A 22,976-nucleotide genomic window follows, 5' to 3' on the forward strand; every position below is an offset into this window, starting at 1 on the left:
CTCGGTCCTACTTGTGCGCCCGGTTCACCGCGGACACCACGGCCCGCAGCGAGGCGGTGACGATGGAGCTGTCGATCGCCACGCCCCACAGGACCTGGTCGCCCACCGCGCACTCGACGTATGCCGCCGCGCGGGCGTCGTCGCCGGAGGTCAGGGCGTGCTCGGAGTAGTCGAGCACCCGGACGTCGTAGCCCACGCTGGCCAGACCGTCGACGAACGCCGCGATCGGGCCGTTGCCCGCACCGGTGATCTCGTGGTCCTCGCCCTCGACGCCGACCGTCGCCGTGATCTCGTCGCGGCCCTCGCCGTCGTCGGAGATGCGGCTGCGGCGCAGGCGCAGCGGGGAGACCCGGTCCAGGTACTCGCCGGCGAAGACGTCCCACATCTCCTTCGGGCTGACCTCGCCGCCCTCGCTGTCGGTGACAGCCTGGATGACCTGCGAGAACTCGATCTGCAGCCTGCGCGGCAGCTTGAGCTGGTGCTCGGTCTTCATCACGTAGGCCACGCCGCCCTTGCCGGACTGCGAGTTGACCCGGATGACCGCCTCGTACGACCGGCCGATGTCCTTCGGGTCGATCGGCAGGTACGGGACCTCCCACGGGTGGTCGTCGACCCCCACGCCTGCGGCGTCGGCGTCGGCGCGCATGGCGTCGAAGCCCTTGTTGATCGCGTCCTGGTGGCTGCCGGAGAACGCGGTGAACACCAGGTCGCCGCCCCACGGGTGGCGCTCGGCGACGGGCAGCTGGTTGCAGTACTCGACCGTGCGCCGGATCTCGTCGATGTCGGAGAAGTCGATCTGCGGGTCGATGCCCTGGCTGAACAGGTTCATCCCCAGCGTGACCAGGTCGACGTTGCCGGTGCGCTCGCCGTTGCCGAACAGGCAGCCCTCGATGCGGTCGGCCCCGGCCAGGTAGCCCAGCTCGGCCGCCGCGACGCCGGTGCCCCGGTCGTTGTGCGGGTGCAGGCTCAGCACCAGCGAGTCCCGGTTGTCCAGGTTGCGGTGCATCCACTCGATCGAGTCGGCGTAGACGTTCGGCGTGGCCATCTCGACGGTCGCGGGCAGGTTGACGATCATCGGCCGCTCGGGCGTCGGCTGCCAGATCCCGGCCACCGCGTTGCACACCTCGGCGGCGTAGGACAGCTCGGTGCCGGTGTAGGACTCGGGGGAGTACTCGAACCGGAAGTCGGTGTCGCCGTACTTCTCGGCGAAGGACAGCACGACCTCGGCGCCGTCGGTGGCGATCTTCTTGATGCCGTCGCGGTCCTGCCGGAACACCACGCGCCGCTGCAGGATCGACGTGGAGTTGTACAGGTGGACGATCGCGCTGTGCGCGCCCTCGACGGCCTCGAAGGTGCGCTCGATCAGCTCGGGCCGGGCCTGGGTGAGGACCTGGATGCGCACGTCGTCGGGGATCGCGCCCTCGGTGACGATCTCGCGGACGAAGTCGAAGTCGGTCTGGCTCGCGGCCGGGAAGCCGACCTCGATCTCCTTGTAGCCCATGCGCACCAGCAGGTCGAACATGCGGCGCTTGCGGGCGGGCGACATCGGGTCGATCAGCGCCTGGTTGCCGTCACGCAGGTCGACCGCGCACCACAGCGGCGCCTTGGTGATGCGTTTGGTGGGCCAGGTGCGGTCGGGTACGTCGATCGGCTCGACCAGCTCGGGGAACGGGCGGTACCGGTGGAACGGCATCGAGCTGCCGCGCTGCGGGTTCCACGCGGGCTGGCCGTCCGGGATGGGACGCGACGGCGTCCGGATCCGGCTGTTGGCGGAGGAGTAGGCGTCTGAACTGCTCATTGCGGGGGCTCCTGCTTAACGGTGTCGGGGACCGGCGGCATGCCCGAACTCCGCGACGGGGAGCCGGCCTGAATCAGGCCCCGTCGCGGCAGCGAAGCAGGAGGAGAGCGTGAGCCACGCACTCAGAGTAGCCATGGACCGGCCCGATATGGAAACGTGCGTCCACATGGTGGGCGGCAACGCCGTTACGCCAACTGGCCGAGTTTGCGAATCGGCAGGTCGGGGCACTCTTCGGGCATGACTACGCGCAGATGGTACGCAACACGAGGCACCGGCACCGCGGCCCGGATCGTGTCCGGCATCGGTGCACTGTTCGCCCTCATCATCGTCATCTACATCCTGCTGATGATCTTCGGCGCGAACATGGCGAACGCGTTCTCCAGGTTCATCCAGTCGATGGCGGAGCCACTCGCGCTGTTCTTCCCCGGCCTGTTCCCGATCGCCAACGCGACGCTGAACGTGATCGTGAACTACGGCCTCGCGGCGCTGTTCTGGATCGTCGTCACGGGCATCATCGCCCGCGTCGTCTCCTGATCCCGCACGCATAGCCCCGGGCGGGCTGCCGTGCCAGACTGCCCGCATGGCTGACAGCACCGAGGAAACCGGCCGCGAGGGCCGCACGGGCGCGCAGTGGCGGGCCGACATCGTGGGCCTCATCGCGAACCTCGTGCGGTGGGCGGGCCTGCTGATCGCCTTGGTCCTGGTCGTGCACGTCATCCTGGTGATGGGCAACGCGAACACGGCGAACGGCATCACGACCTTCGTCCGCGACACCGCGGACGTCTTCGTGCTGGCGTTCAAGAACCTGTTCGCGCCCGAGGACGCCAAACTGGGTGTGCTGATCAATTACGGCCTGGCCGCGATCTTCTGGCTCGTCGTCACGACGATCGTGGCCAGGTTGATCCGCAGGCTCGCTTAGCCGTGTCTCGGGCGGCCATCCAGGTGATTGGGCTGCCGTCCGAGCGTGATCAACCTCTACGCTGGCGATCATGTCCGCGGAGTGGGCGTCAATTGTCGTAGACATTGTCGGCATAGTGCTGGGTGTTGTCGGCTGGTGGGCTCAGCCATTGATCGAACGCCGAATAATGGAATCGCGCAGGACTGTTCACCCGATACCCGGCGCCCCGCACGGGACCGACCTGACGCGACGGGTGCAAAAGTGGCTCACCGCCGCCACCTTGATCGTCCCGAGCACGATGCTGGCTTATGCCGTGATCGACGTCCGGGTGGGCGTCCAGCACGTCGATCTGGCCGTTTTGCCTGCCGCGGTGCTGGGACTCTTGTTCACCGTGGTCACTTCCCTGCTGGTCGGGCTGATCGGTGTGGGTGATCACCGCGCCATCCGCGTAGCGGCGGTGATCTGCGCTGTCTTCGACAAGGTGTTCATTCTCGCGGCAATGGTTTATCTCTGGTTCGCTTTGACCGCGTTGACCCATGTTCTCGGTATCAGGTATTTCGTAGCCGAACTGGACAGCCCGGTGCTCACCACTTTCCAGGCGGGCGTTCTGGCCGCCCTGTCGACAATCGCGTGGCGGGTTGTCGACAACAGTGCCGACCTGTTGGCGGGTCTCAAACGCTAGAAGGGCGTGCCCCACTCGGTGAAAGCCAGGTCGGAGAGCGGCAGCCGCTTCCGGGGCCGGGTCTCGCGTTCCCGCTTCTCCGGTGGGAGCAGCTCCGGCGGTCCGAGCACGCCGACCGCCACCGCCACCAGCGGCCTGATGTCCCCGGGAAGGTCGAACTCCGCCGCGATCCCCGCCTTGTCGAACCCCGCCATCTGGTGCGCGACCAGCCCCTCGGCCACCGCCTGCAACACCAGGTTCTCCGTCGCCAGCCCCACGCCGTACTCCGCGTACGGCACCTCACCCTTGGGGTTCACCGTCGCCGCGCAGGCGATCAGGAGCGCGCCCGCGTTGACCGTCCACGCCTGGTTTCCCCGGTTGAGCTGCCCGAAGATCCGGTCGAACGTCGGCGTCCCCCGCATCCCCACCAGGTAACGCGCGGGCTGGGTGTTGCCATACGACGGCGCCCACCGGGCCGCCTCCAGCATCCGCCGCATCGCCTCCTCCGGCACGACACCGGAAGGGTCGAGCGCGCGCGGACTCCAGCGCGCCTTGATCAGCGGGTGCAGGTCAGGGTCGGTGGGCCCAAGGTCAGATGGCATAGCCCCAGGCCGTGATCGAGTACGCGCCGAACCACGCCGACGCCACCGCGATCCCGGCGAGCGTGAGCACCACGGTGGACGGGCGCCGCTTGGCCAGCGCCAAGGCGATCGGGATCAGCAGCGTGAACGCCGGGAGCATCAGCCGGGCCTTGGAGTTCATCAGCCCGTTCGAGCACAGGTCCATCGCCAGCACCCCGGCCGCGTACACCAGCAGCGGCCACTCCAGCCGCCGCCGCCAGCCGATGACCAGCAGGGCCAGCGCGCCGACGATCAGCCCGACCGTGGCCACCTCCAGCACCGACCGCGCGTTGCCGAGCACGTCCATCGTGAACCGGACGGTCGCGACCCCGCCGTCGAACTCCGAGTCCCAGCCCCGCCGCTGCAGGGCGAACCAGCCGTCCCACTCACCGGTCTGCACACCGACCCACGCGAGGTAGCCGATCAGCCCGACCGGGGCGAGCACCCCGCCCAGCCAAGGCCGCCAGGAGTCGCGCCGCTGGAACACCGCCACCAGCGCCGCCAGCCCCACGGCCAGGATCAGCGCCGACGCCGTGGGCCGTACGAGTCCCGCCGCCGCGCAGCACAGCCCGGCCCCGATCCACTGCCGTTCGAGCACGAACACCAGCGCCCACACGGCCAGCGCGCAGAACATCGCCTCGGAGTACGCCATCGACAGCACGATCGCCATGGGCGACGCGGCGAACAGCGCGACCAGGATCAGCCCGACCGTGCGGGAGCCGCCGGTGATGATCGTCCCCAGCCGCGTCAGCCCGTACGCGCACACCACACCGAAGGCGACGGTCACCGCCAGCGCCGAGGGCAGCAGCCGGAACCCCAGGTCGCTGAGCCAGCCGACGACGGTCGGGTAGCCGGGGAAGAAGGCGAGCGGTGTCTCGAAGCTGCGCTTGCCGAACGCGTCGACCAGGCCGGACGGGACACCGGCGTAGCCGTTCCCGGCGATCGCCAGGAACCACTGCCCGTCCCACGATTTGAGCGCGTCGGTCGTCGAGATGTCGTTGCGGCCGGCCATCCAGCTCAGGATCAGCAGCCCGAACTCGCGGATGCCGAGGAAGATCACCCCGGGTGCGATGACGTGGGTGATCCGCCGGGCGGTCCACCGCCGCACACGCCTAGGGGCCACCTCAGGCTGTGCCGTCGTGGTTTCCTCAGCGCTCGCGGGCGCCACGTCCGTCGCAGACACCCCGATCCTCTCCACATCTGCTGGCCGTCCGGCCCAGCGTAGCCGCCCGTGCGCAGGCGGTCGGGGAGTGGCGGGAGACACAGAGCACCTCGGGACGAAGCCGGTGCGCAGGTAGGCTCTCCTGCGATAAGCGTGGCGGCCCCGGCCGCCCGCCCGCGGGCCTGAGGAGGTTGCACGCAGTGGCGCTCGTCGTCCAGAAGTACGGCGGATCCTCGCTGGAGAACGCCGACCGGATCAAACGGGTCGCCGAGCGGATCGTCGCGACGCGCAAAGCGGGGAACGACGTCGTAGTGGTCTGCTCCGCGATGGGTGACACCACCGACGAACTCCTCGACCTGGCCAAACAGGTGAACCCGGTCCCGCCGGAGCGCGAGATGGACATGCTGCTCACCGCGGGTGAGCGGATCTCCAACTCGCTCGTCGCGATGGCGATCAGCGCGCTCGGCGCCGAGGCCAGGTCGTTCTCCGGCTCCCAGGCGGGCGTGATCACCACGTCGGTCCACGGCAAGGCCCGGATCATCGACGTCACCCCCGGCCGCGTGCAGGCCGCGCTCGACGAGGGCTACATCGTCCTCGTCGCCGGCTTCCAGGGTGTCAGCCAGGACACCAAGGACATCACCACTCTGGGCCGCGGTGGTTCGGACACCACAGCGGTCGCTCTCGCCGCGGCGCTCAACGCCGACGTGTGCGAGATCTACACGGACGTGGACGGCGTCTACACCGCCGACCCGCGCATCGTGCCCGACGCCAAGCGCCTCGACCGCGTCACCTATGAGGAGATGCTGGAGATGGCCGCGGGCGGAGCCAAGGTGCTCATGCTCCGCTGCGTCGAGTACGCGCGCCGCTATGGCGTCCCGATCCATGTCCGCTCGTCGTACAGCACTAAGTCCGGCACGATCGTCGCCGGATCAATGGAGGACTTGACCGTGGAACAGGCGATGATCACCGGCGTCGCGCACGACCGGTCCGAGGCCAAGGTCACCGTGACCGGCGTCCCGGACCACGCGGGCGTGGCCGCCCGGATCTTCCGGACCGTGGCCGACAGCGAGATCGACATCGACATGGTGCTGCAGAACGTGTCCAGCACCGCGTCCGGCAAGACCGACATCACCTTCACCCTGTCCAAGAGCAACGGCCCCACGGCCGTGGCGGCGCTGGAGAAGATCCGCGAGGAGCTGGGCTTCTCCGCGGTGCTCTACGACGACCACATCGGCAAGGTCTCGCTGGTCGGCGCCGGGATGCGGTCGCACCCGGGTGTCACGGCGACCTTCTGTGAGGCGCTGTCCAAGGCGGGCGTGAACATCGAGATCATCAACACCTCGGAGATCCGGATCTCGGTCCTGATCCGCGACACGCAGCTCGATGAGGCTGTGCGCGCGATCCACGAGGCGTTCGACCTCGGCGGCGACGAGCAGGCCGTCGTGTATGGGGGGACTGGACGATGAGCAAGCCGACGCTGGCCCTGGTCGGCGCCACCGGCGCCGTGGGCACCGTGATGATCGACATCATGAACGGCCGCAAGGAATGGCCGTGGGGTGAGGTCCGGCTGATCGCGTCGCCGCGGTCGGCGGGCAAGAAGATCACCGTGCGCGGCGAGGAGCTGACGGTGATCGCCCTGGCGCCGGAGGTCTTCGACGGCGTCGACGTGGCGATGTTCGACGTGCCCGACGAGGTGTCCGCGCAGTGGGCCCCCATCGCCGCCGAGCGCGGCGCGGTCGCGGTCGACAACTCGGGCGCGTTCCGCATGGACGCCGATGTGCCGCTGGTGGTGCCGGAGGTCAACAGCGACAAGATCGCCGACCGCCCCCGGGGCATCATCGCCAACCCGAACTGCACGACCCTGTCGATGATGGCCGCCATCGGCGCGCTGCACCGCGAGTTCCAGCTCCAGGAGCTTGTGGTGGCCTCCTACCAGGCGGCTTCGGGCGCGGGCCAGGACGGAATCGACCGCCTCCAGGCCGAGTACGCCGCCGTCGCGGGCAAGGACCTGGGCGGCAAGGCAGGCGACGTCCGCGAGGCGCTCGCGGCGGCCGGCCTGTCGCAGGAGGGCTCGCCTTTCCCGGCCCCGCTCGCGCTGAACGTCATCCCGTGGGCGGGCTCGCTCAAGGAGGACGGCTGGGCCAGCGAGGAGCTGAAGGTCCGCAACGAGTCCCGCAAGATCCTCGGCATCGAGGACCTGAAGGTCTCGGCGACGTGTGTGCGCGTCCCAGTGGTCACCACGCACTCGCTCGCCGTCCACGCGCGGTTCGCCGAGCCGGTGACGGTGGAGCAGGCGCGCGCGATCTTCTCGGCGCAGCCGTCGGTGGTCTTGGTGGACGACCCGGAGAAGGGCCAGTTCCCGACCCCGGCCGACGTGGTGGGCGGCGACCCGACCTATGTCGGACGCATCCGCCAGGCGCTGGACTTCCCGAACACCCTGGACTTCTTCGTCTGCGGTGACAACCTGCGCAAGGGCGCGGCGCTCAACACCTACGAGATCGCCGAGCAGCTGGCCAAGCGCTAAAGCCAGTACAAACAAGCGGGCCGCGACGGAGATCCGTCGCGGCCCGCTTGCTTGTCTCAGGTGGTTCAGTTCGCCTTGGTGCGCCTGCGGTTCGCGGCGATCAGGAACACCGCTCCGGCGAGCAGCGTGGCCAGGCCACCGACGGACAGCCAGATCACGTTCGCGCCGGTGTCGGCCAGGTTTCCGGACCGCGCCTGCGGAGCGGGCGCGGCCGGGGGCGCGGTGGGCGGGGTCGTCACGGGGTCCGGCGTGGGCTCGTCGTCCGGTCCCGGCGTCACCTGGACGGGGAAGTCGCAGGTGTACCAGCAGCCGTTGCCCTTCACCAGAACGTCACGGTCCTCGGCGTTGACGACGGTCCACGGCCCCTTGACGTCGGTGGAGTAGATCCCGGCGGGAGCGTCCTTGAACTCGGCGACGCCCTTGTCGTTGGTGCGCGCGGTCGCCACGACCTTGGCCGTGTCCGGCTCGACCAACTGCACGTCGATACCGGCCATGGTCTCGCCCTCCTCGGGCCATCCGTTTCCGTCGCCGTCCTGGAAGACGGTGGTGCGCACGGTCCCGGTGGCGTTGGTGATCAGCCGGGCGTAGTCGACGGCCTCAGGGTTGCCGTCGCCGTCCCAGCCGAAGTCGCAGCCGGCGAAGACGACGCCGTAGTCCCCGTAGGCGACCGGGATGGTCTCGCTGACCTGGAAGGTCTCGGTCTTGCCCGGTGCGATGCTGACACCCTTGCGGTTCCAGGCGAGGTCGCCCCAGCCCGCGCCGGTCCCCTTCAGGCCGGGACCTTCACCGCTGCGGTGGCAGACCGCGTGGACGCCGGCCATCGGGATGGTGCCGATGTTCGTCAGTGTGACGACGAGGTGGGCGGTGTCGCCCGGCTTGTAGCTGTCCTGCTTGAACTTGAGCGACGCCGTCAGTCCCTCGCCGAACGGTCGGACACCGCGCAGCTTGAGGTCCAGGTTGCCGTTGGACAGGTCGACCTTCACCGTCGTGTACCGGAACGTCCAGTCGTCGACCTTGGTCGACAGCGAGTACTCGACTGGAGCGAGCCGGTCGAAGGCGAACCGGCCGGCGGCGTCGGTCTTGACGGTTTGGCGGTCATCGCCGAAGTGGTTATTGCCCGCCGTCACGTCGGCGTCGGCCACCAGCTCACCGGCGTCGATCGTCTCGTTGCCGTTCTTGTCGAGGTAGACGACGCCCGCGATCTTGCCGTGGACCTGCTTGAGCGGGGCGGTCACAGTGAAGCCGGTCGAATGGTGGCCGGATTCGCGCGGCGTGACGTGACCCACGAAGACCGCGGAGGTGGCGTTCGGATCGGCTGCGAACCCGTCAAGCTTGTGGGTATAGGTCTTGCCTGCGTCGATCTTGATGCCGGCGTGGAGCGCGCGCAAGCTCTCATACCGAAAGCTGATGCCGGTGTCGGACGCCGGGTAGGACGATGCCGTGAGCGGGCCCGCCGTCGTGTTGGTGATCTTGAGTGTGGCCTTGACCGGGTCACCGGTCTGGTAGGAGGCCTTGTCGAGCGTGGCCTCCACCGCGAATGACAGCGCCTGGGCGGAATCGGCGTTGTTCGGCGGCTGCACCAGGTCGGTGGGTGCGCTGGGCACGGTGGACGGTTCCGGCGCGGGCTCGGACACCGGGGCCGAGGGTTCGGCCGACACCGACGACGGCGCGGGCTCGCTCGGTTGGGCGTGGGCCGGTGCGGTGAACAGCATTCCCACGGCCACGGCGGCGCACGTGGCGGCCGTGAGGCGGGCATGGCGGAATAAGGACATGAAAGGAAACTCCAATGACCACGGCCGTCCCCGAGCCGGCCCCCAGCGCCGGCTGCGGTCGCGTCCGGCGCGGGAAGACTAGACGGTCGGTGTCACGCGATCGCGGTCGGGCGCACGGGATTGGGCCATTCGGAGCAGGTCAGGCGTGCCGGATCCCAGGCGCTCGCGGGGAAGCGGAGCGTGCCGCCGGTGGGGTTCTTGGAGTCCCGGACGCGCACGGTGGCTGAGTAGGCGATCTCCACATAGTCGGCTTGGCCGGCACCGCTGAAGCTCGATTTCCGCCACTCAGCGTGCATGCTGTTTCAGCTCCGCTCGTAATCGGCCGCCATGCACTTCAGAAAATTCACCGTATCGGTGGGCGGCAACGCCTTCTTCTCCAGGCTTGCCGTGTGGCGCTGAAACAAGCCGACCTGGTCTGGGGAGTCGAGGAACCCAGATGCCCCATCGTTCTCCACATAGATGATGGGCGGCTCCGATCGGAACTCCAGCTTGCTAAAGGTGCCTGGGTTGGCGTATCCGCCATGTTTGAACGGGATCACCAGAATCTTCACGTGGGGGAGCGCTGCCCTGCCGATCAGCCAATGAATCTGTTGAGCCATGACCTCAGGCCCGCCGATTGGCCGTTGCAATACCGCTTCATCGAGAATGGCCACGTATTTCGGGCTGACCAGCTTGGTCAGCACCTTCTGGCGTTCCAGGCGCGCGGCCACCCGTTCTGCCCGCCCGTGATCATCGGTGTCCGCGAAGGCCATCAGAGCCCGAAGATAGGCCGGTGTTTGTAGCAGGCCAGGCACGTAGGTCGGTGCGAAGGCGGTGATGGTGGTTGCCACGCTCTCGAACCCCGCCAGGGCCGGGCGCAGCCAGGGGAGCAACCGATCCCCGCTCTCCAGCCACTCGCGGGCATCCAGGTTCTCCGCCATCTCCAGAAGCCTCGCCCGTTCCGGCCCGGTCACCCCGTATATGGCCAGAAGCGCGGCGATATCTGTGATGTGTGAGATCCGCTTCGCCTTCTCGGTGCGATTCAGCGTGGCCGTTGACGTTCCGATCTGTGCGGTCGCATCCCGGGTGTTCAGCCCAGTTCGGGCCCGCAGCACTTTCAGCTCCATCGCCAAGGCCCGCATCCGGGCGGGCAGCCTGTTACTGATCATCCATCTATGACACTGGTCCTTCTCGCCGTCCGCAACTTCCCCGATCGGCGTAGTTGTTGCAGGTGGTGAGATCGATGACCCGGCAGGATCGGTGTCACCTCCCTTTCGTAGGCTGTCGCGCGGACAGCGCGGAGGGGGACACTCATGGCCGAGCCGAGACTGGTGGCCGGGCGCTACGCACTACTTGGGGAACTGGGCCGCGGCGGCATGGGTGTCGTCTGGCTCGCTGAGGACCGGGTCATCGGCAGGCGGGTCGCGCTCAAGGAGCTGCCGTTCCCGCCCGGGCACGACCCGGCGGTCTTCCAGGAACGCGTCCTGCGCGAGGCGCGGACGGCGGGCGGGCTCAACGACCCCGCCATCGTCACCGTGTACGACGTGTCCTTCGAGCGGGGCTTCGCCTACCTGGTCATGGAACTGGTCCAGGCCCCCACGCTCGCCGACCTCATCGCCGCGGGACCGCTGGCCGAGGCCAGGGTCGTGACGATCGCCCGGCAGGTGCTCGGCGCGTTGAAGAGCGCGCACGACGCGGGGATCGTGCACCGCGACGTCAAGCCCAGCAACATCATGGTGCTGCCCGGCGACCGGGTGAAGCTCGCCGACTTCGGCATCGCCCGCGGTGTCGACGACCCGAGCCTCACCGCGACCGGCGGCATCATGGGCTCCCCGGGCTACATGGCGCCGGAGCTGTTCGCCGGGTCGCAGCCCGGGCCCGCCGCCGACCTGTGGTCGCTCGGCGCGACCCTCTTCCACGCCGTCGAGGGCAAAGCGCCGTTCACGCGGACCACCACGGCCGCCACGATGCACGCCATCCTCACCGAGCGTCCCCAGCCCAGCCGCTGCGGCGAGCCGCTCAGCTCCCTGCTCAACGGCCTGCTGAGCCAGGACCCGGCGCAGCGGCTCAACGGCACCAGGGCCGCCGCCCTGCTCGGCGCGCCCGCGGACGCGGAAACGACCGTCACGTTCCCGCCGGTCGCCGTCGCGGACGGCTCCACCGAACTCGTGGCCCCGGTCGCCGACTCGACCGAACTCGTCGCCGGACCGACGATGGCGGTCGTCTCCCCACAGCGCTCGACCCGCGAGAACGTCATGGACGCGGCTGCCCCCGCGGCCCCGGCGTGGGTGAGCGACGACCCGTGGGACGAGAAGAAGAGCCCCAGCCGCAAGGTGCCCGCGCTCCTCGCGGGCGCGGCGGCGGTCGTCGTCGCCACTCTGGTCGCGGTCTTCGTGCTGGTCCCCGGGGATGAGGAAACCCCGACGGCGATGCCGGTCGTCGACAAGCAGACCCAGTCGTCGACACCGCCCGCCACCCTGACGGAGACCCCGACGTCCTCCTCCGGCGCGCCCAGCTCCACCGCGCCGCCGAGCAGCAGCACCTCGGGCGCACCGTCGTCGGGGGCCGCGGCCTCCGGCTCGGTCAAGCCCACGACGGCCTCCGCGGGCCAGCCCGTCCCGCCGAAGCCGACCACCGCGGTCACCACGACCAAGCCGCCGCCGACGTGGACGCGAACCGTGGTCACCCGCTACAACCACCCGACCGGCTGGCACGTCCTCACCACCCCGGCCAGTCCCGCGCCCGCGGGCTTCAGCCGCGAACACCCGCTGGGCGCGCTGTCCGCGAATCCTGCGCCCGGCACCAAGAAGATGTACTCCTGCAAGCAGAACACCTCGGAGGACCACTTCACGTCGGTGGACCAGAGCGGTGGCTGCGAGGGCCACCGGCTGATCGGCCTGCTCGGCTACGTCTTCACCGCGCCCCCGGAGGGCGCGCGGTCGGCGTCGATCTACCGCTGCACGTACTCGGGTGGCCACTTCGACTCGGTCCACGCCGACTGCGAGGGCTACAACCAGGAATATCGGATGGGCTACCTGCTGATCTGACGATGAGCGAAGGCCGCCGCTGTGCGCGGCGGCCTTCGCTCATCGGTGCCAGTGCTGATCGGTACCGCTAGGGAACCGGAGCAGGCTCCGGTGCCTCATCGATCGGCGGTGCGGGTTCCTCAACGGGCGGTGCGGGCTCCTCGACAACCGGCGGCGCGGGCTCCTCGACCGGCGGTGCGGGCTCTTCAACCGGCGGTGCCGGTTCCTCGACCGGCGGGGCAGGTTCCTCAACGGGCGGTGCGGGCTCTTCAACCGGCGGTGCGGGCTCCTCGACCGGCGGGGCAGGTTCCTCAACGGGCGGTGCCGGTTCCTCAACTGGCGGTGCGGGCTCCTCAACCGGCGGGGCCGGTTCCTCAACCGGCGGTGCGGGCTCTTCAACTGGCGGGGCAGGTTCCTCGACCGGCGGCGCAGGCGGCTCCTCCGGCGGAGCCTCGTCCTTCACGCACTCGCCCTCGATCAACTCGTCGAGTGCCTTGGCGGCGCCCTCGGCCTCCGTACCCACCGCGGCGGGCTTGGGCTCGGCCGTCGTCACCAACGCGACCGCACTGTACAAATGGGACAGTAGTTTCGCCGTGGCCTCGTGACAGCTGTCGAGTGCCACGCCCTCACCCGGCGGCACGTCCGGCAGGCACTTGTCGCTCTGCAGCGTGGTCACGAGGGTCCGGAACGACGAGACGAGATCAGTGGTCGTCGCGAGATCCGGCTCCTCGGCCTGCGCCTCCGCGCTCAGTGCGGCGAGGTTGTCCTTCAAGCTGGTCAGCGATTCACTGCATTTCTTGGTCGGTTCAGCGGCGGCCGAGGGCACGCCGAGGCCCACCAGACCGGTGGCAGCGGCGGCCAAACCAATGGCCAATTTCCTGAACATTCGGCTCACTTCCCCTGTTACGAGTTGAAGATCCGAAGTGCGTTCAGTCGTACGACTCAGTCGATGCCCGGGCCAGCCGATCGTAAGCACAGCTCCGACGGTTCCTCTTGCCGGGAACCGACATTCACCTTTTCGTGAAAGTGCCAGGTAGCCGCCGCGACGCCCGCCACGACCAGTCCACCCGCCCCCGCGACAGCGAATCCCCAAGCGGGTGAACCATGATCGACAACGAAGCCAACCAGGGGAGTTCCCGCCGCGGCGCCGAGGGTGAACGCCGAACTCTGCAAGCCCGTCGCGACCCCGCGCATCGACGCCGGGGCAAGGCTGCTCACCTTCTCGTTCGTGGCGGCCAGCGTCGGCGCGCACAGCGCCGTCGCCGGGATGAGCGCCAACGCCAACAGCCACCACCACTGGCCGGACGCGATACCGACCGGCAGGATGAACAGGCTCATCAGTCCCATGAGGACAAACTGCTCGAAGGGCTTGCGCAGCGTGCCGTAGACGACACCGCCGACTGCCGAGGCGACACAGGTGATCGCGATGACCAAGCCGGTCCACTCCAACTGGCCCGTCTCGCGCAGCGCGGCGACCACGGCGACATCGATGCTGGCGAGCACGAAGATCGCGCCCGCGCCGACCGCGAGCACACCGAGCAGGCGCGGGGTCAGCCATTCGCGGAGCGGCAGTCGTCGCCCACCCGCGACCTCTTCGTGGTCGGCCCGCATCTTGGGGTTGATCACGAACAGCAGCGTGCCGCTGAGGAACGCCGCGACCGCCATCGCCGTCAGCGTCCACGAGGTCGACAGCTGCGTCGACAGCGCGACCGCCGCCGCGGGACCGATCATGAAGGTCAGCTCGGTCGAGACCGAGTCGAGCGAGTACGCCGTGCGCCGCAGGTCGGCGGTCACGGCCGCGGCGATCGCCTGGCGGCCGATCGACATCGCGGGGATCACCAGGAAGCCGCCGAAGAACGCCAGGGCGAGCAGGGTCCCGTAATTCATGAACCGGGCCGACGCCCAGAACGCCGTCTCGCCGACCGTGACGATCATCAGCAGCCTGCGCAGGCCGTAGCGGTCGACCACCCGGCCCATGATCGGCGAGCCCACTGCGATCCCGACCGTCGCCGAGGCGCCCACGAGACCGGCCTGGCCGTAGCCCAGGTCCATGCCGACGGCGACATGCAGCATCAGCACGATCCCCGCGGCCGACACCGGGATTCGCGCGAAAAGCATGACGATCATCAGCGTGCGCACACCGGGGAGACCGAGCGTCCGGCGGTATTGCTGCATGGAGTCATCCGACCCCGTTCGGCTGCCCCAGGCAACCGAATTACGTGAGGGCGAGTGCCGTCTTCAGCGTGGCCGCCGCTTCGTAGGTCGCTTCCTTGAACCTGGTCCCCACGCCGATGAACGTCGCGTAGCCGTGGATCAGGTCCGGGTGCCTGCGGGCGATCGTCGCGACCCCGGATTCCTTCAGCTTCTCCGCGTACGCCTCGCCCTCGTCCCGCAGCGGGTCGAAGCCCGCGGTCGCGACGTAGGCGGGCGGCATGTTTGTGAGGTCTTCGGCCAGCAGGACGGAGAACCGGGGGTCCGACCGCTCGGCGAGGTCCGGGCAGTAATGGTCGCTGAACCAGTCCATGTCGTCGCTGGTCAGGAAGAAGCCCTCGGCGAACAGCTCGCGGGACCGGCGGCGCACGGAGGCGTCGACGGCCGGGTAGAAGAGCAGCTGGAAGACCGGCTTGGGGCCGCCTGCCTGGACTGCCTGGTGGGCGGTGACGGCGGCCAGGTTGCCGCCCGCGCTGTCGCCGCCGACGGCGATGCGGTCGGGGTCGATGCCCAGCTCGGCGGCGTTCTTCACAGCCCAGTGGAAGGCGGTCAGCGCGTCGTCGGCGGCGGCGGGGAACCGGTGTTCCGGGGCCAGCCGGTAGTCGACGGAGAGAACCTTCACGCCTGCCTCGATGGCGAGGAAGCGGCAGAGGTTGTCGTGGGAGTCGAGGGAGCCGACCACCCAGCCGCCACCGTGGTAATAGACCAAGAGCGGAACGTCCTCGCCGAGGCCGTCCGGGGTGTAGAAGCGGGCCGGGATGTCGTTCTCGATGGTGAGACCGCGCACAGCGACCGGCTCGATCGGCGGGCCGCTCACCAGTGCCTTGGAGGCCGCCAGCCGCTCACGCGCCTGCACCGGTGTGCCATCGGCGAGCTTGTACCCGGCGAGCTTCTCCAGGACCAGCAGCAGCTGGGCGTCGAGCGCCAATTCCTGGCCGTCTATGCGAATCGGGGCGCCGACGAGGAGCCTTCGCAAGGCCTTCGGCAGGGCGTAGGTCGCCCGGACGGTCGCGGCCTGGACGCGCGGGGGGACGTTGTTCATCAACTTTGACATCAAGCCTCCTCGACTTCCCGCTGGACGTTACCCGCCGGTAGGGCCCAGGTCACCCATCTGTCGGGTGGAAGGATGGAGGGCGTGACGGTCTCGGTAGTCGGAATCGGCGGGTCGCTTCGCGCGGACTCGCAGTCGGAGCGCGCCCTGCGGGTCGCGCTGGCCGGAGCGGCGGAGGCAGGGGCGAAGACGACGATCCTGTCCGGCCCCGACCTGGTGCTCCCGTTCTACGACCCGGCGGTCCCCGAGCGGTCCGCGGCGGCCATGCGGCTCGTCGAGGAACTGCGCGAGGCCGACGGGGTCGTGCTGGTCTCGCCCGGCTACCACGGGACGGTGTCCGGGCTGGTCAAGAACGCCCTGGACTACGTCGAAGACCTCCGCGACGACGAGCGCCCCTACCTGCACGGCCGCGCCGTGGGCTGCGTGGCCACCGCGTCCGGCTGGCAGGCCTCGGTGACCACGCTGACCGCGCTGCGCTCGGTCGTCCACTCGCTGCGCGGCTGGCCGACGCCGCTGGGCGTCGCGGTCAACTCGGCCGAGGTGCTGTTCGACGGCTCCGGCGAATGCGGCGACGCGCAGGTCTCGACGAACCTGCGGACCATCGGCCTGCAGGTCGTCGAGTTCGCCCTGGCGCACTCCTGATCAGCGCAGCTTGAGCGCCTTCAGCGCGAAGTACACCTCGATCAGCGACTGCTTGATCGTCTCGGCCACCACCAGCGAGCCGTGGCCCGCGTCGTAGCGGTAGACCTCGTACGGGACCGCGCGCTCGGCCAGTCGGTCGAGGTAGTTGTCGATCTGCCGGATCGGGCAGCGCGGGTCGTTCTCGCCCGCCACCACCAGCACCGGCACCCGCACCTGGTCGACGTAGGTGATCGGGGAGCACTCGACGTAGCGGTCGGGCAGCTCCTCCGGTGAACCGCCGAACAGGGCGCGGTCGAACGCGCGCAGCGGCTCCATCTCGTCCTCGTAGGCGGCCAGGTAGTCGGCCACCGGGACCCCGGCGACGCCCGCGGCCCACAGCTCCGGCTGGGTGCCGAGGGCGAGCAGGCTCAGGTAGCCGCCCCACGAAGCGCCGTTGACCACGCAGCGCGCGGGGTCGGCGAGACCGGACTCGACCGCCCAGGCGTGCACGGCGGCGACGTCGGTCAGCTCGGTCAGGCCGGGCCTGCCCTCGATCGCGTCGCGCCAGGCGGAGCCGTAGCCGGTGGAGCCGCGGTAGTTGACGTGCACGACGGCGAACCCGGCGTCGAGCCAGAGGGCGCGGTAGGCGGAGAAGCGGTCCTCGTCGGCGGCGTGCGGGCCGCCGTGGAGGCTGAACACCGTGGGCAGCGGGCCGTCCGGGGCGTCCTGCGGGCGGGAGACGAGGGCGTGGACGCGACCGTTCTCGGTCTCCACGAACACGTCTTCCAGCTTCACCGACTGCGGCGCGGCGTCGCCCGGGGCGGCGAGCAGGACGCGCTCGGTGCCGTCGGTGAACAGGGCACGCACGACGGTCGGCTCGGCGGCGCTGGACCAGGAGTATTCGACGGTGCCGTCCGGCCGGGGGCTCGCGGAGCCGATCGTGCCCTTCGGGGTGTCCAAAGTGGACAGTTCGCCGGTGGCGATGTCGTAGCGGTGCAGAGAGTCGCGGGCCTCGTGCGTGTGCGCGACCAGCAGGGCGGTGCCATCGGTGAACCACGCGGCGGTGACCTCGCCGGGCAGGTCGATGGTGAGCTCCTGCTCGGTGTCGGCCTCGACGTCCCAGATCAGCAGCTCCTCGCGGCCCCGGCGCTCATGGGAGACCAGCAGCCGCGGGTCGCCCTCGACCGGGCAGAACGCGATGCCGTCGAGGCCCTTGCCCTTGCCGTCCCACTTCTCCGCGACGGTCGACCCATCGGCCACCGACAGCACCCGCAGGGCGGGGTGGCGGTTGTCGCCGTGCTCGGAGTGGGCGATCGCGACCAGCCGCTCGTCGAACGACAGCGCCGAGACGCCGCCGTCGTGCTCGTCGCGGTAGATCACCTCGGCGTCGGCGTCGCCGCGGGCCAGGAAGATCGTCGTGCCGTCGTCGTCCGCGACGCCCACCACGGCGACCTCGCGGCCGATCTCGACGCCCGCCGGGTAGCCGTCCTTCGTCCCGGCGACCGCGGGGACGGGCTTGCCGTCGCTCGGCAGGCCGGCGAACGGCTCGCGGACCCAGCCGCCGAACTCGTCGCCATCGGTGTCGGCGAACCACCAGATGTGCTCGCCGTCGGGGGCCACCTCGGCGTGCAGCGTGCCGTTGGGGCGGTCGGTGACCTGGCGGTGGGTGCCGGTGGCCCGGTCCCAGGCGTAGACCTCCCACACGCCGCTCACGTTGGAGACGTAGACGTTGCGGTCGGGCGCGTCCCTGGCCCAACTGGGCAGCGAGAGCCGCGCGGCGTGGAACCGCGCGCGCCACCGCTGCTCGGCTTCGTCATCGGCGAACAGGCGGTCGGGGACCTCGGCGAGAGGATGGTTGGTCACGGGTCCAATCCTGCCAGGCGGGTAGCCTGGACGTCGTCCGCTGTGCTGGTGGGGAGGCGCGATGTCAGAACCCTGGCAGGGTCAGTTCGCGCCACAACCGGCCTTCTTCACCCCGCGCGCGCCGGAACCGCCCCCCAAGAAGCCGGTCAAGCTGTGGGTTCTGCTGTCCCTGCTGGTCGTGGCGGTGCTCGCGGCCGTGACGTGGTTGATCGTCGAGACCAGCCGCACCCCGTCGCGTCCGGCCACGTCGGCCGCGGAGTTGGACCGCTCGACCAAGACGGTGACGGCGGAGGACGGGCGCAGCGCCATGACGGTGCCCGCCCAGTGGGTCGACCTGCCCTCGGAGTACCGGGTGCCCGGCAGCGTGCTGGCGTTGGGGCAGGTCTACCAGGAGCGCTACCTCATGGTGGTCTCGGACGACAAGGCTGATTTCAAGGACTTCGCCGACTACGAGGAGACCGCGGAGATTGCCCTGACCGAGTTGTCGGGCGCGGTCGTCGGGCAGCCGGTGGACGTCACGCTCGGTGGCATGCCCGCGGTGCGATACGAGGTCAACGGCACGTTCGACGATGTCGCGGTCGTGTACTGGTGCACGGTGGTCGAGGGTGAGCGCGCCTACCACCAGATCCTCACCTGGACCCTCGCCGACCGCCGCGCGGCGAGCGAGCCGGCGCTGCGGGAAGTCGTGGATACCTTCCGGGAGAAGTAGTCTCGGCCGCCGTTGCGCCTTATGTTGGATCAGTGACCTGGAAACTGGAAGTGAACGCGGGGGCGTGCGTTGCCTCCGGTCTGTGCGCGAGCATCGCCCCCGACCACTTCGCCCTCGAGGGCGTCAGCGCGGTGGCGAACACCCCCGAGGTCGAACCCCACGACGACGTCATCGAAGCGGCCGAATCGTGTCCCGTGATGGCCATCTCGGTGACCGAGAACGGCCGTGATCTACTGGCCTGAATTGTCGTACCCCTCGGGTAGTTTTCCTTGGTAGGCAAGGGAAACGAGGGGAGCCACGATGATCAGCACGACATCGCTCGCGGAGTACGCGACGGGCAGTCGGCGCAGGCGCACGGAGATCGTCGCCGCCCAGTTGGTGGCAGGCGACGTCCAGTTCTACCGCCCCATCCTCGACGCGATCCGGGTCGCCGTGTCGGTGGGCGACCTGTCGGTCTTGGCACGCACGGTGGAACAAGCGGAACTGACCGGCCAGCCCCGAGCATTCGCCGAAATCGCCGACGGCTTCATGGGCTGGTGGTCCAAGGCGAAGGCGGTGCCGATCCGCTGCGGGGCAAGCGCTTTGCGGGTGGGGGACGTGGATCTGTCGGTGGTTCCGCACCTGGCGGTCCGGTCGTCGGCGGGGGACCAGGTGATCATGTTCCACTTCAAGGAACAACCCCTGGAACGGGACGCCGCCCACGCGGCTTTGCGGATCTTGCAGATCTGCATGGACGACTTGGTGCCGGGGGGATCGGCACTGATGGTGGACGTGCGGCGGGGGAAGGAACACCGCCTGGCCCGCAACGTAAACCTGGCCTCGGTGGACGCCTGGTTGACGGCGTCGGCAAGCGCTTTCGCCTCCCATTTGCGCGCCGCTTTGTAGGGACGTGATCAGGCCCTGTCCACGCGGACAGGGCCTGATCATTCAGCCAGGTAATCGACCGCGCTGGAGTAGCCGTTGTCGGCGAACCGCCGCAATTCGTCGAGGTCTTCGCGCCAGTAGGCGAGTTCGATCAGCCGCTCGGCAGCCGCCGCGATGCCCTTGTCGGCGAACCTCCGCAAGTCGTCCACATCGCCCAACTCGGCGGCGCGCGCGACCAAGTTTTCGACGGCTGTCTCATCGCCCGCGTCGGCCCGCTCCCGCAGGACGAGGAGCTCGGCACCGGTCATCACCGACCACCTCGCGCGGCTCAGGAAGCTCCGCATGTCGTCCCGCCCATCCAGGACCCGGGTGTCGACGTCGGCCGGATCCGCCTCCGCGCGGCAAGCGAGGGCTCCGACGAGTGCGACCGATGCCTCGCTCAGGCTGCCGAAGCGTCGGGCCGCGTGGCCCAAGCAGAGACCGGCCAGCCCAAGCAGCGGACTTCCCACCACCGCTCGCGTTCCCAATGTCAGACAACAGTGTTCGATGAACCGAAGGTCATCGCACCGCAGCGCGATATTGACCAGAACCTTCGCCGCCTCGCCTTCGCCCGATCGGTCGCCCAGCGCACTTTCCAAGATCGCGAATAGCTCGGGATGGACGAGCGCGTCGGGACATTCGGTCTGCGGCACCCGGCGAGACTAGGCGAACCCCTGCGCTTCACTCGTCGGTGAGCTCTTGTAGCTGCTCCGCGGCCGTGGAGTTGCCGCCGGCGGCGAGCCTGCGCAAGTCGTTCAAGTCGCCCAGTTCGATCAGCAGATCGGCCGCGTCGGAACTGCCACCATCCGCCAGGCGCCTGAGCTCATCCAGGTCACCGCGTTCCTCGGCGAGTTGGACCAGTTCGTCGGCCGCGTCGGAGTAGCCGGCGTCGGCGAGCCTGCGCAACTCAGCCATGTCCCCAAGTTCACCGGCGAGCTGGATCAACTCGTCGACAGCGTCCCGGTCGCCTGCGTCGGCCTGCTCGCGCAGGCGGGACATCGCGGAGTCAGTCACGAGCGCAAGCGTTGGTCCTGGCCGTCATTCACGCAAGTGCTGGAACCGGTTCGATGGGTAGCCACAGCTCGCACGTGGCGGTGCTGAAGTCGTCCGCGCGTTCGAGGACCGCGACGATCGAGGGGCCCGGCCGCAGCCGCCACGGGTTCGACGGGAACCACTCGGTGGCGGTCGCGGCCCAGGTGTTCTGCAGGGTCTGCGGGTGCGGCCCCGCGGTGTGGAAGACCGCCCACCTGCCTGCCGGCACCTCGATGGCGTCGAGGTCCCCGGGGGCCGGGGTGTCCTGGGAGACGGCGACCCCGTGCAGGTAGGTCAGTTCGCTGCCCTCGGTGGCGTCGGGGTCGAGGTCGTCGCTGACCTGCAGCAGGCCGGCCGGTTCGCCCTCGCTGAGGGCCTTCAACCGCAGGTGCGCCTCCTGAGGCAGTCCGGCGATGTGCCGCTGGATGTGCGGGTTGACGCCCTCGTGGATGAGCGGAACCCGGGCGGCGTGTCCGACGAGCCGGAACGCGGGGCGGTCGACGATGCGGGTGTCCATGGGGGTAGTCCCTTCGACGGTCAGGCGGAACCTGAGCTGCGGTTGCGTACGAAGGGGGCCACCGTCGCGGCGGACGTCACTCGGCGCGGCGCCGTGGACCGCCCGGAACGCACGGCCGAACGCCTCCGTCGAGCCATATCCGTGCCGGACGGCGATGCTCAGCAGATCGTCCACACCCCGGACGACGTCGGCGGCGGCCGCGGTCATGCGGCGCCTGCGCACGTACTCCGACAGCGGCATACCGGCCAACGACGAGAACATCCGGCGCAGGTGGTACTCCGTCGTGCCGAGCGTCCTGGCCAACCCGGCGATGTCGAACTCCTCGCCGAGACGCTCCTCGACCAGATCGACCAGCCGGTTGAGTGCCGAGATCATGCGGCCCCCTTTCGACGTCGACTCTGGCGCAACCCACCCCACCCGCGCCCGACCGCCGCGATCCGATCCGATCAGGCGATTGATCACCCGGAAACAAGATCAGGCCCTGTCCAATGGACAGGGCCTGATGTGCGTCGGGGTGACAGGATTTGAACCTGCGACCTCTTCGTCCCGAACGAAGCACGCTACCAAACTGCGCCACACCCCGAGTGCGACGAATGAAGTCTAGCGAACCTTCGCGCGGGCTCCGAATCGGGCTCCCCTTGTGCCCTCGCGGGCCGGATCGCCGCCGGTGGTGCGGGGGACGAGGGTCAGCAGGCTCGCCTCCGGCGGGCAGGCGAAACGCACTGGGGCGTAAGGGGAAGTGCCCATGCCGGCGGACACGTGCAGCCAGGTGTGCGCGCCCCAGCGCGACGAGCCGCGGGCCCGGGAGCGGTCGAGTTCGCAGTTGGTCACCAGGGCGCCGTAGCCGGGGATGCGGAGCTGGCCGCCGTGGGTGTGGCCGGCCAGGACGAGGTCGTAGCCGTCCTCGGCGAAGCGGTCGAGGACGCGCGGCTCCGGGGAGTGGGTGACGCCCAGCCGGAGGGTGGCCGTCCGGTCGGGGCGGCCTGCGATCTCGTCGTAGCGGTCGCGCTTGAGGTGGGGGTCGTCGACGCCGGCGGCGGCGATGAGGCGGCCGTCGATGGTCAGGCGGGTGCGTGTGTGGGTGAGGTCGTGCCAGCCACGCTCAAGCATGGCGGCGCGCAGGTCGCGCCAGGGGAGGGAGATGCCGTGGATGCGCTTGTCCGAGGGGAACAGGTACCGCGCGGGGTTCTTCGGCTTGGGCGCGTAGTAGTCGTTGCTGCCGAAGACGAACAGCCCAGGCCGGTTGAGCAGCGGGTTCAGCGCCCGGATCACGGCGGGAACGGCCTGCTTGTGCGCGAGGTTGTCGCCGGTGTTGACGACCAGGTCCGGGTTGAGGCTGTCCAGCTCGGCGACCCACGCCTGCTTCGACTTCTGCCCGGGCATCATGTGCAGGTCGGAGATGTGCAGCACGCGCAGCGGGCGGGAGCCCTCGGCCAGGACCGGCAGGGTCGCCTCCCGCAGCGTCCAGCGGGTCCGTTCGTATCCCGCGGCGTACGCGAGGGTGGCGGCGCCCAGGGCGGTCGTGCCGACGGCGATGCGGCGCAGGGTCGTGGCTAGGTCACTCACGCCAACGAGGGTACGGGGCGCGGTGTGCGTGCCGGGTATTGCGTTTGTGCGGCCAGTAGGGTT

Annotated in this window: 24 protein-coding genes and 1 tRNA gene; 10 read left to right on the plus strand and 15 right to left on the minus strand. The window is 69.5% G+C overall.

Annotated features, from left to right (window positions below; genetic code table 11):
- Nucleotides 1–7: 7 nt before the first annotated feature.
- A complete protein-coding gene (gene leuA / locus C8E96_RS09415; protein ID WP_091380202.1) occupies nucleotides 8–1,798 on the minus strand; it encodes a 2-isopropylmalate synthase in 1,791 nt (596 codons plus the stop codon).
- Between the two features lie 237 nt (nucleotides 1,799–2,035).
- Between leuA and C8E96_RS09420 the strand changes: the two genes are divergently transcribed.
- From C8E96_RS09420 to C8E96_RS09430, 3 genes are all read left to right on the plus strand, one after another.
- The gene (locus C8E96_RS09420; RefSeq protein WP_091380197.1) at nucleotides 2,036–2,332 is read left to right on the plus strand and encodes a hypothetical protein; all 297 of its coding nucleotides are present in this window, start codon (nucleotides 2,036–2,038) and stop codon (nucleotides 2,330–2,332) included.
- A 46-nt stretch (nucleotides 2,333–2,378) separates the two neighbouring features.
- The gene (locus C8E96_RS09425) at nucleotides 2,379–2,717 is read left to right on the plus strand and encodes a hypothetical protein (protein WP_091380193.1); all 339 of its coding nucleotides are present in this window, start codon (nucleotides 2,379–2,381) and stop codon (nucleotides 2,715–2,717) included.
- A gap of 70 nt (nucleotides 2,718–2,787) precedes the next feature.
- On the plus strand, nucleotides 2,788–3,378 hold the full coding sequence (locus tag C8E96_RS09430; RefSeq protein ID WP_091380189.1) for a hypothetical protein: 591 nt from the start codon (nucleotides 2,788–2,790) through the stop codon (nucleotides 3,376–3,378).
- Here C8E96_RS09430 and C8E96_RS09435 read toward each other — a convergent pair.
- Nucleotides 3,375–3,959, minus strand: coding sequence for a nitroreductase family protein (locus C8E96_RS09435; RefSeq protein WP_091380186.1), 585 nt, complete (start codon nucleotides 3,957–3,959; stop codon nucleotides 3,375–3,377). The genes C8E96_RS09430 and C8E96_RS09435 overlap by 4 nt on opposite strands.
- Nucleotides 3,949–5,160, minus strand: a complete 1,212-nt coding sequence (locus tag C8E96_RS09440; protein ID WP_091380183.1) for a DUF2029 domain-containing protein — start codon at nucleotides 5,158–5,160, stop codon at nucleotides 3,949–3,951. Before C8E96_RS09440 ends, C8E96_RS09435 begins: the two co-directional genes overlap by 11 nt.
- A gap of 179 nt (nucleotides 5,161–5,339) precedes the next feature.
- On the opposite strand from C8E96_RS09440, the gene C8E96_RS09445 reads away from it, so the two are divergent.
- Both C8E96_RS09445 and C8E96_RS09450 read left to right on the plus strand, forming a co-directional pair.
- Nucleotides 5,340–6,605, plus strand: coding sequence for an aspartate kinase (locus tag C8E96_RS09445; protein ID WP_091380180.1), 1,266 nt, complete (start codon nucleotides 5,340–5,342; stop codon nucleotides 6,603–6,605).
- Nucleotides 6,602–7,663, plus strand: coding sequence for an aspartate-semialdehyde dehydrogenase (locus C8E96_RS09450; protein WP_091380177.1), 1,062 nt, complete (start codon nucleotides 6,602–6,604; stop codon nucleotides 7,661–7,663). Before C8E96_RS09445 ends, C8E96_RS09450 begins: the two co-directional genes overlap by 4 nt.
- 65 nt (nucleotides 7,664–7,728) lie before the next feature.
- Here the strand turns inward: C8E96_RS09450 and C8E96_RS09455 are convergent, their stop codons facing one another.
- The 3 genes from C8E96_RS09455 to C8E96_RS09465 form a co-directional block, all read right to left on the minus strand.
- Nucleotides 7,729–9,435 carry an LPXTG cell wall anchor domain-containing protein gene (locus tag C8E96_RS09455; protein WP_133794299.1) on the minus strand — a complete coding sequence of 569 codons (1,707 nt, stop codon included), beginning with the start codon at nucleotides 9,433–9,435 and terminating at the stop codon, nucleotides 7,729–7,731.
- A 92-nt stretch (nucleotides 9,436–9,527) separates the two neighbouring features.
- Nucleotides 9,528–9,731, minus strand: a complete 204-nt coding sequence (locus tag C8E96_RS09460) for a DUF397 domain-containing protein (RefSeq protein WP_091380172.1) — start codon at nucleotides 9,729–9,731, stop codon at nucleotides 9,528–9,530.
- 6 nt (nucleotides 9,732–9,737) lie between these two features.
- The gene (locus tag C8E96_RS09465; protein WP_091380169.1) at nucleotides 9,738–10,583 is read right to left on the minus strand and encodes a helix-turn-helix domain-containing protein; all 846 of its coding nucleotides are present in this window, start codon (nucleotides 10,581–10,583) and stop codon (nucleotides 9,738–9,740) included.
- 144 nt (nucleotides 10,584–10,727) lie between these two features.
- On the opposite strand from C8E96_RS09465, the gene C8E96_RS09470 reads away from it, so the two are divergent.
- Nucleotides 10,728–12,461 carry a protein kinase domain-containing protein gene (locus C8E96_RS09470; RefSeq protein ID WP_091380166.1) on the plus strand — a complete coding sequence of 578 codons (1,734 nt, stop codon included), beginning with the start codon at nucleotides 10,728–10,730 and terminating at the stop codon, nucleotides 12,459–12,461.
- Between the two features lie 67 nt (nucleotides 12,462–12,528).
- On the opposite strand, the gene C8E96_RS33695 is transcribed toward C8E96_RS09470, so the two are convergent.
- Genes C8E96_RS33695 through C8E96_RS09485 form a run of 3 tightly spaced genes read right to left on the minus strand, consistent with a single transcriptional unit; the run spans nucleotide 12,529 to nucleotide 15,705 of the window.
- Nucleotides 12,529–13,326 carry a hypothetical protein gene (locus tag C8E96_RS33695; RefSeq protein ID WP_176926804.1) on the minus strand — a complete coding sequence of 266 codons (798 nt, stop codon included), beginning with the start codon at nucleotides 13,324–13,326 and terminating at the stop codon, nucleotides 12,529–12,531.
- Nucleotides 13,327–13,382: 56 nt separating this feature from the next.
- Complete coding sequence (locus C8E96_RS09480; protein ID WP_091380161.1) at nucleotides 13,383–14,615, minus strand: MFS transporter; 1,233 nt, start codon at nucleotides 14,613–14,615, stop codon at nucleotides 13,383–13,385.
- Between the two features lie 40 nt (nucleotides 14,616–14,655).
- A complete protein-coding gene (locus C8E96_RS09485) occupies nucleotides 14,656–15,705 on the minus strand; it encodes an alpha/beta hydrolase (RefSeq protein ID WP_091380157.1) in 1,050 nt (349 codons plus the stop codon).
- Nucleotides 15,706–15,786: 81 nt separating this feature from the next.
- On the opposite strand from C8E96_RS09485, the gene C8E96_RS09490 reads away from it, so the two are divergent.
- On the plus strand, nucleotides 15,787–16,344 hold the full coding sequence (locus C8E96_RS09490) for an NADPH-dependent FMN reductase (protein WP_091380593.1): 558 nt from the start codon (nucleotides 15,787–15,789) through the stop codon (nucleotides 16,342–16,344).
- Here the strand turns inward: C8E96_RS09490 and C8E96_RS09495 are convergent, their stop codons facing one another.
- Nucleotides 16,345–18,186, minus strand: coding sequence for a S9 family peptidase (locus C8E96_RS09495; RefSeq protein WP_091380155.1), 1,842 nt, complete (start codon nucleotides 18,184–18,186; stop codon nucleotides 16,345–16,347).
- Between the two features lie 61 nt (nucleotides 18,187–18,247).
- Between C8E96_RS09495 and C8E96_RS09500 the strand changes: the two genes are divergently transcribed.
- From C8E96_RS09500 to C8E96_RS09510, 3 genes are read left to right on the plus strand one after another with little or no spacing between them, the layout of a single operon-like run.
- Nucleotides 18,248–18,895 (plus strand): hypothetical protein, encoded by a 648-nt coding sequence (locus C8E96_RS09500; RefSeq protein ID WP_091380152.1) that lies wholly within the window; start codon nucleotides 18,248–18,250, stop codon nucleotides 18,893–18,895.
- A 32-nt stretch (nucleotides 18,896–18,927) separates the two neighbouring features.
- Nucleotides 18,928–19,137 (plus strand): ferredoxin, encoded by a 210-nt coding sequence (locus C8E96_RS09505; RefSeq protein ID WP_091380149.1) that lies wholly within the window; start codon nucleotides 18,928–18,930, stop codon nucleotides 19,135–19,137.
- Nucleotides 19,138–19,195: 58 nt separating this feature from the next.
- A complete protein-coding gene (locus C8E96_RS09510) occupies nucleotides 19,196–19,780 on the plus strand; it encodes a hypothetical protein (RefSeq protein ID WP_091380145.1) in 585 nt (194 codons plus the stop codon).
- Between the two features lie 38 nt (nucleotides 19,781–19,818).
- Here the strand turns inward: C8E96_RS09510 and C8E96_RS33935 are convergent, their stop codons facing one another.
- The 5 genes from C8E96_RS33935 to C8E96_RS09540 form a co-directional block, all read right to left on the minus strand.
- Nucleotides 19,819–20,451 (minus strand): hypothetical protein, encoded by a 633-nt coding sequence (locus C8E96_RS33935; protein ID WP_228770090.1) that lies wholly within the window; start codon nucleotides 20,449–20,451, stop codon nucleotides 19,819–19,821.
- Nucleotides 20,452–20,479: 28 nt separating this feature from the next.
- Complete coding sequence (locus tag C8E96_RS09525) at nucleotides 20,480–20,812, minus strand: hypothetical protein (RefSeq protein ID WP_091380142.1); 333 nt, start codon at nucleotides 20,810–20,812, stop codon at nucleotides 20,480–20,482.
- Between the two features lie 28 nt (nucleotides 20,813–20,840).
- Nucleotides 20,841–21,722, minus strand: a complete 882-nt coding sequence (locus tag C8E96_RS09530; protein WP_091380138.1) for an AraC family transcriptional regulator — start codon at nucleotides 21,720–21,722, stop codon at nucleotides 20,841–20,843.
- Between the two features lie 134 nt (nucleotides 21,723–21,856).
- Nucleotides 21,857–21,930, minus strand: a tRNA-Pro gene (locus C8E96_RS09535).
- Between the two features lie 17 nt (nucleotides 21,931–21,947).
- Nucleotides 21,948–22,892, minus strand: coding sequence for a metallophosphoesterase (locus C8E96_RS09540; RefSeq protein ID WP_091380588.1), 945 nt, complete (start codon nucleotides 22,890–22,892; stop codon nucleotides 21,948–21,950).
- Between the last annotated feature and the right edge of the window lie 84 nt (nucleotides 22,893–22,976).

Source organism: Actinokineospora alba (assembly GCF_004362515.1).
Classification (GTDB): domain Bacteria; phylum Actinomycetota; class Actinomycetes; order Mycobacteriales; family Pseudonocardiaceae; genus Actinokineospora; species Actinokineospora alba.

What these genes read in the sequence shown, in the direction of transcription:
- leuA (WP_091380202.1), bottom strand. Translation starts at nt 1,798, where the DNA reads ATGAGCAGTTCAGACGCCTACTCCTCCGCCAACAGCCGGATCCGGACG.
- C8E96_RS09420 (WP_091380197.1), top strand. Translation starts at nt 2,036, where the DNA reads ATGACTACGCGCAGATGGTACGCAACACGAGGCACCGGCACCGCGGCC.
- C8E96_RS09425 (WP_091380193.1), top strand. Translation starts at nt 2,379, where the DNA reads ATGGCTGACAGCACCGAGGAAACCGGCCGCGAGGGCCGCACGGGCGCG.
- C8E96_RS09430 (WP_091380189.1), top strand. Translation starts at nt 2,788, where the DNA reads ATGTCCGCGGAGTGGGCGTCAATTGTCGTAGACATTGTCGGCATAGTG.
- C8E96_RS09435 (WP_091380186.1), bottom strand. Translation starts at nt 3,959, where the DNA reads ATGCCATCTGACCTTGGGCCCACCGACCCTGACCTGCACCCGCTGATC.
- C8E96_RS09450 (WP_091380177.1), top strand. Translation starts at nt 6,602, where the DNA reads ATGAGCAAGCCGACGCTGGCCCTGGTCGGCGCCACCGGCGCCGTGGGC.
- C8E96_RS09455 (WP_133794299.1), bottom strand. Translation starts at nt 9,435, where the DNA reads ATGTCCTTATTCCGCCATGCCCGCCTCACGGCCGCCACGTGCGCCGCC.
- C8E96_RS09460 (WP_091380172.1), bottom strand. Translation starts at nt 9,731, where the DNA reads ATGCACGCTGAGTGGCGGAAATCGAGCTTCAGCGGTGCCGGCCAAGCC.
- C8E96_RS09465 (WP_091380169.1), bottom strand. Translation starts at nt 10,583, where the DNA reads ATGATCAGTAACAGGCTGCCCGCCCGGATGCGGGCCTTGGCGATGGAG.
- C8E96_RS09470 (WP_091380166.1), top strand. Translation starts at nt 10,728, where the DNA reads ATGGCCGAGCCGAGACTGGTGGCCGGGCGCTACGCACTACTTGGGGAA.
- C8E96_RS33695 (WP_176926804.1), bottom strand. Translation starts at nt 13,326, where the DNA reads ATGTTCAGGAAATTGGCCATTGGTTTGGCCGCCGCTGCCACCGGTCTG.
- C8E96_RS09480 (WP_091380161.1), bottom strand. Translation starts at nt 14,615, where the DNA reads ATGCAGCAATACCGCCGGACGCTCGGTCTCCCCGGTGTGCGCACGCTG.
- C8E96_RS09485 (WP_091380157.1), bottom strand. Translation starts at nt 15,705, where the DNA reads ATGTCAAAGTTGATGAACAACGTCCCCCCGCGCGTCCAGGCCGCGACC.
- C8E96_RS09500 (WP_091380152.1), top strand. Translation starts at nt 18,248, where the DNA reads ATGTCAGAACCCTGGCAGGGTCAGTTCGCGCCACAACCGGCCTTCTTC.
- C8E96_RS09510 (WP_091380145.1), top strand. Translation starts at nt 19,196, where the DNA reads ATGATCAGCACGACATCGCTCGCGGAGTACGCGACGGGCAGTCGGCGC.
- C8E96_RS09530 (WP_091380138.1), bottom strand. Translation starts at nt 21,722, where the DNA reads ATGATCTCGGCACTCAACCGGCTGGTCGATCTGGTCGAGGAGCGTCTC.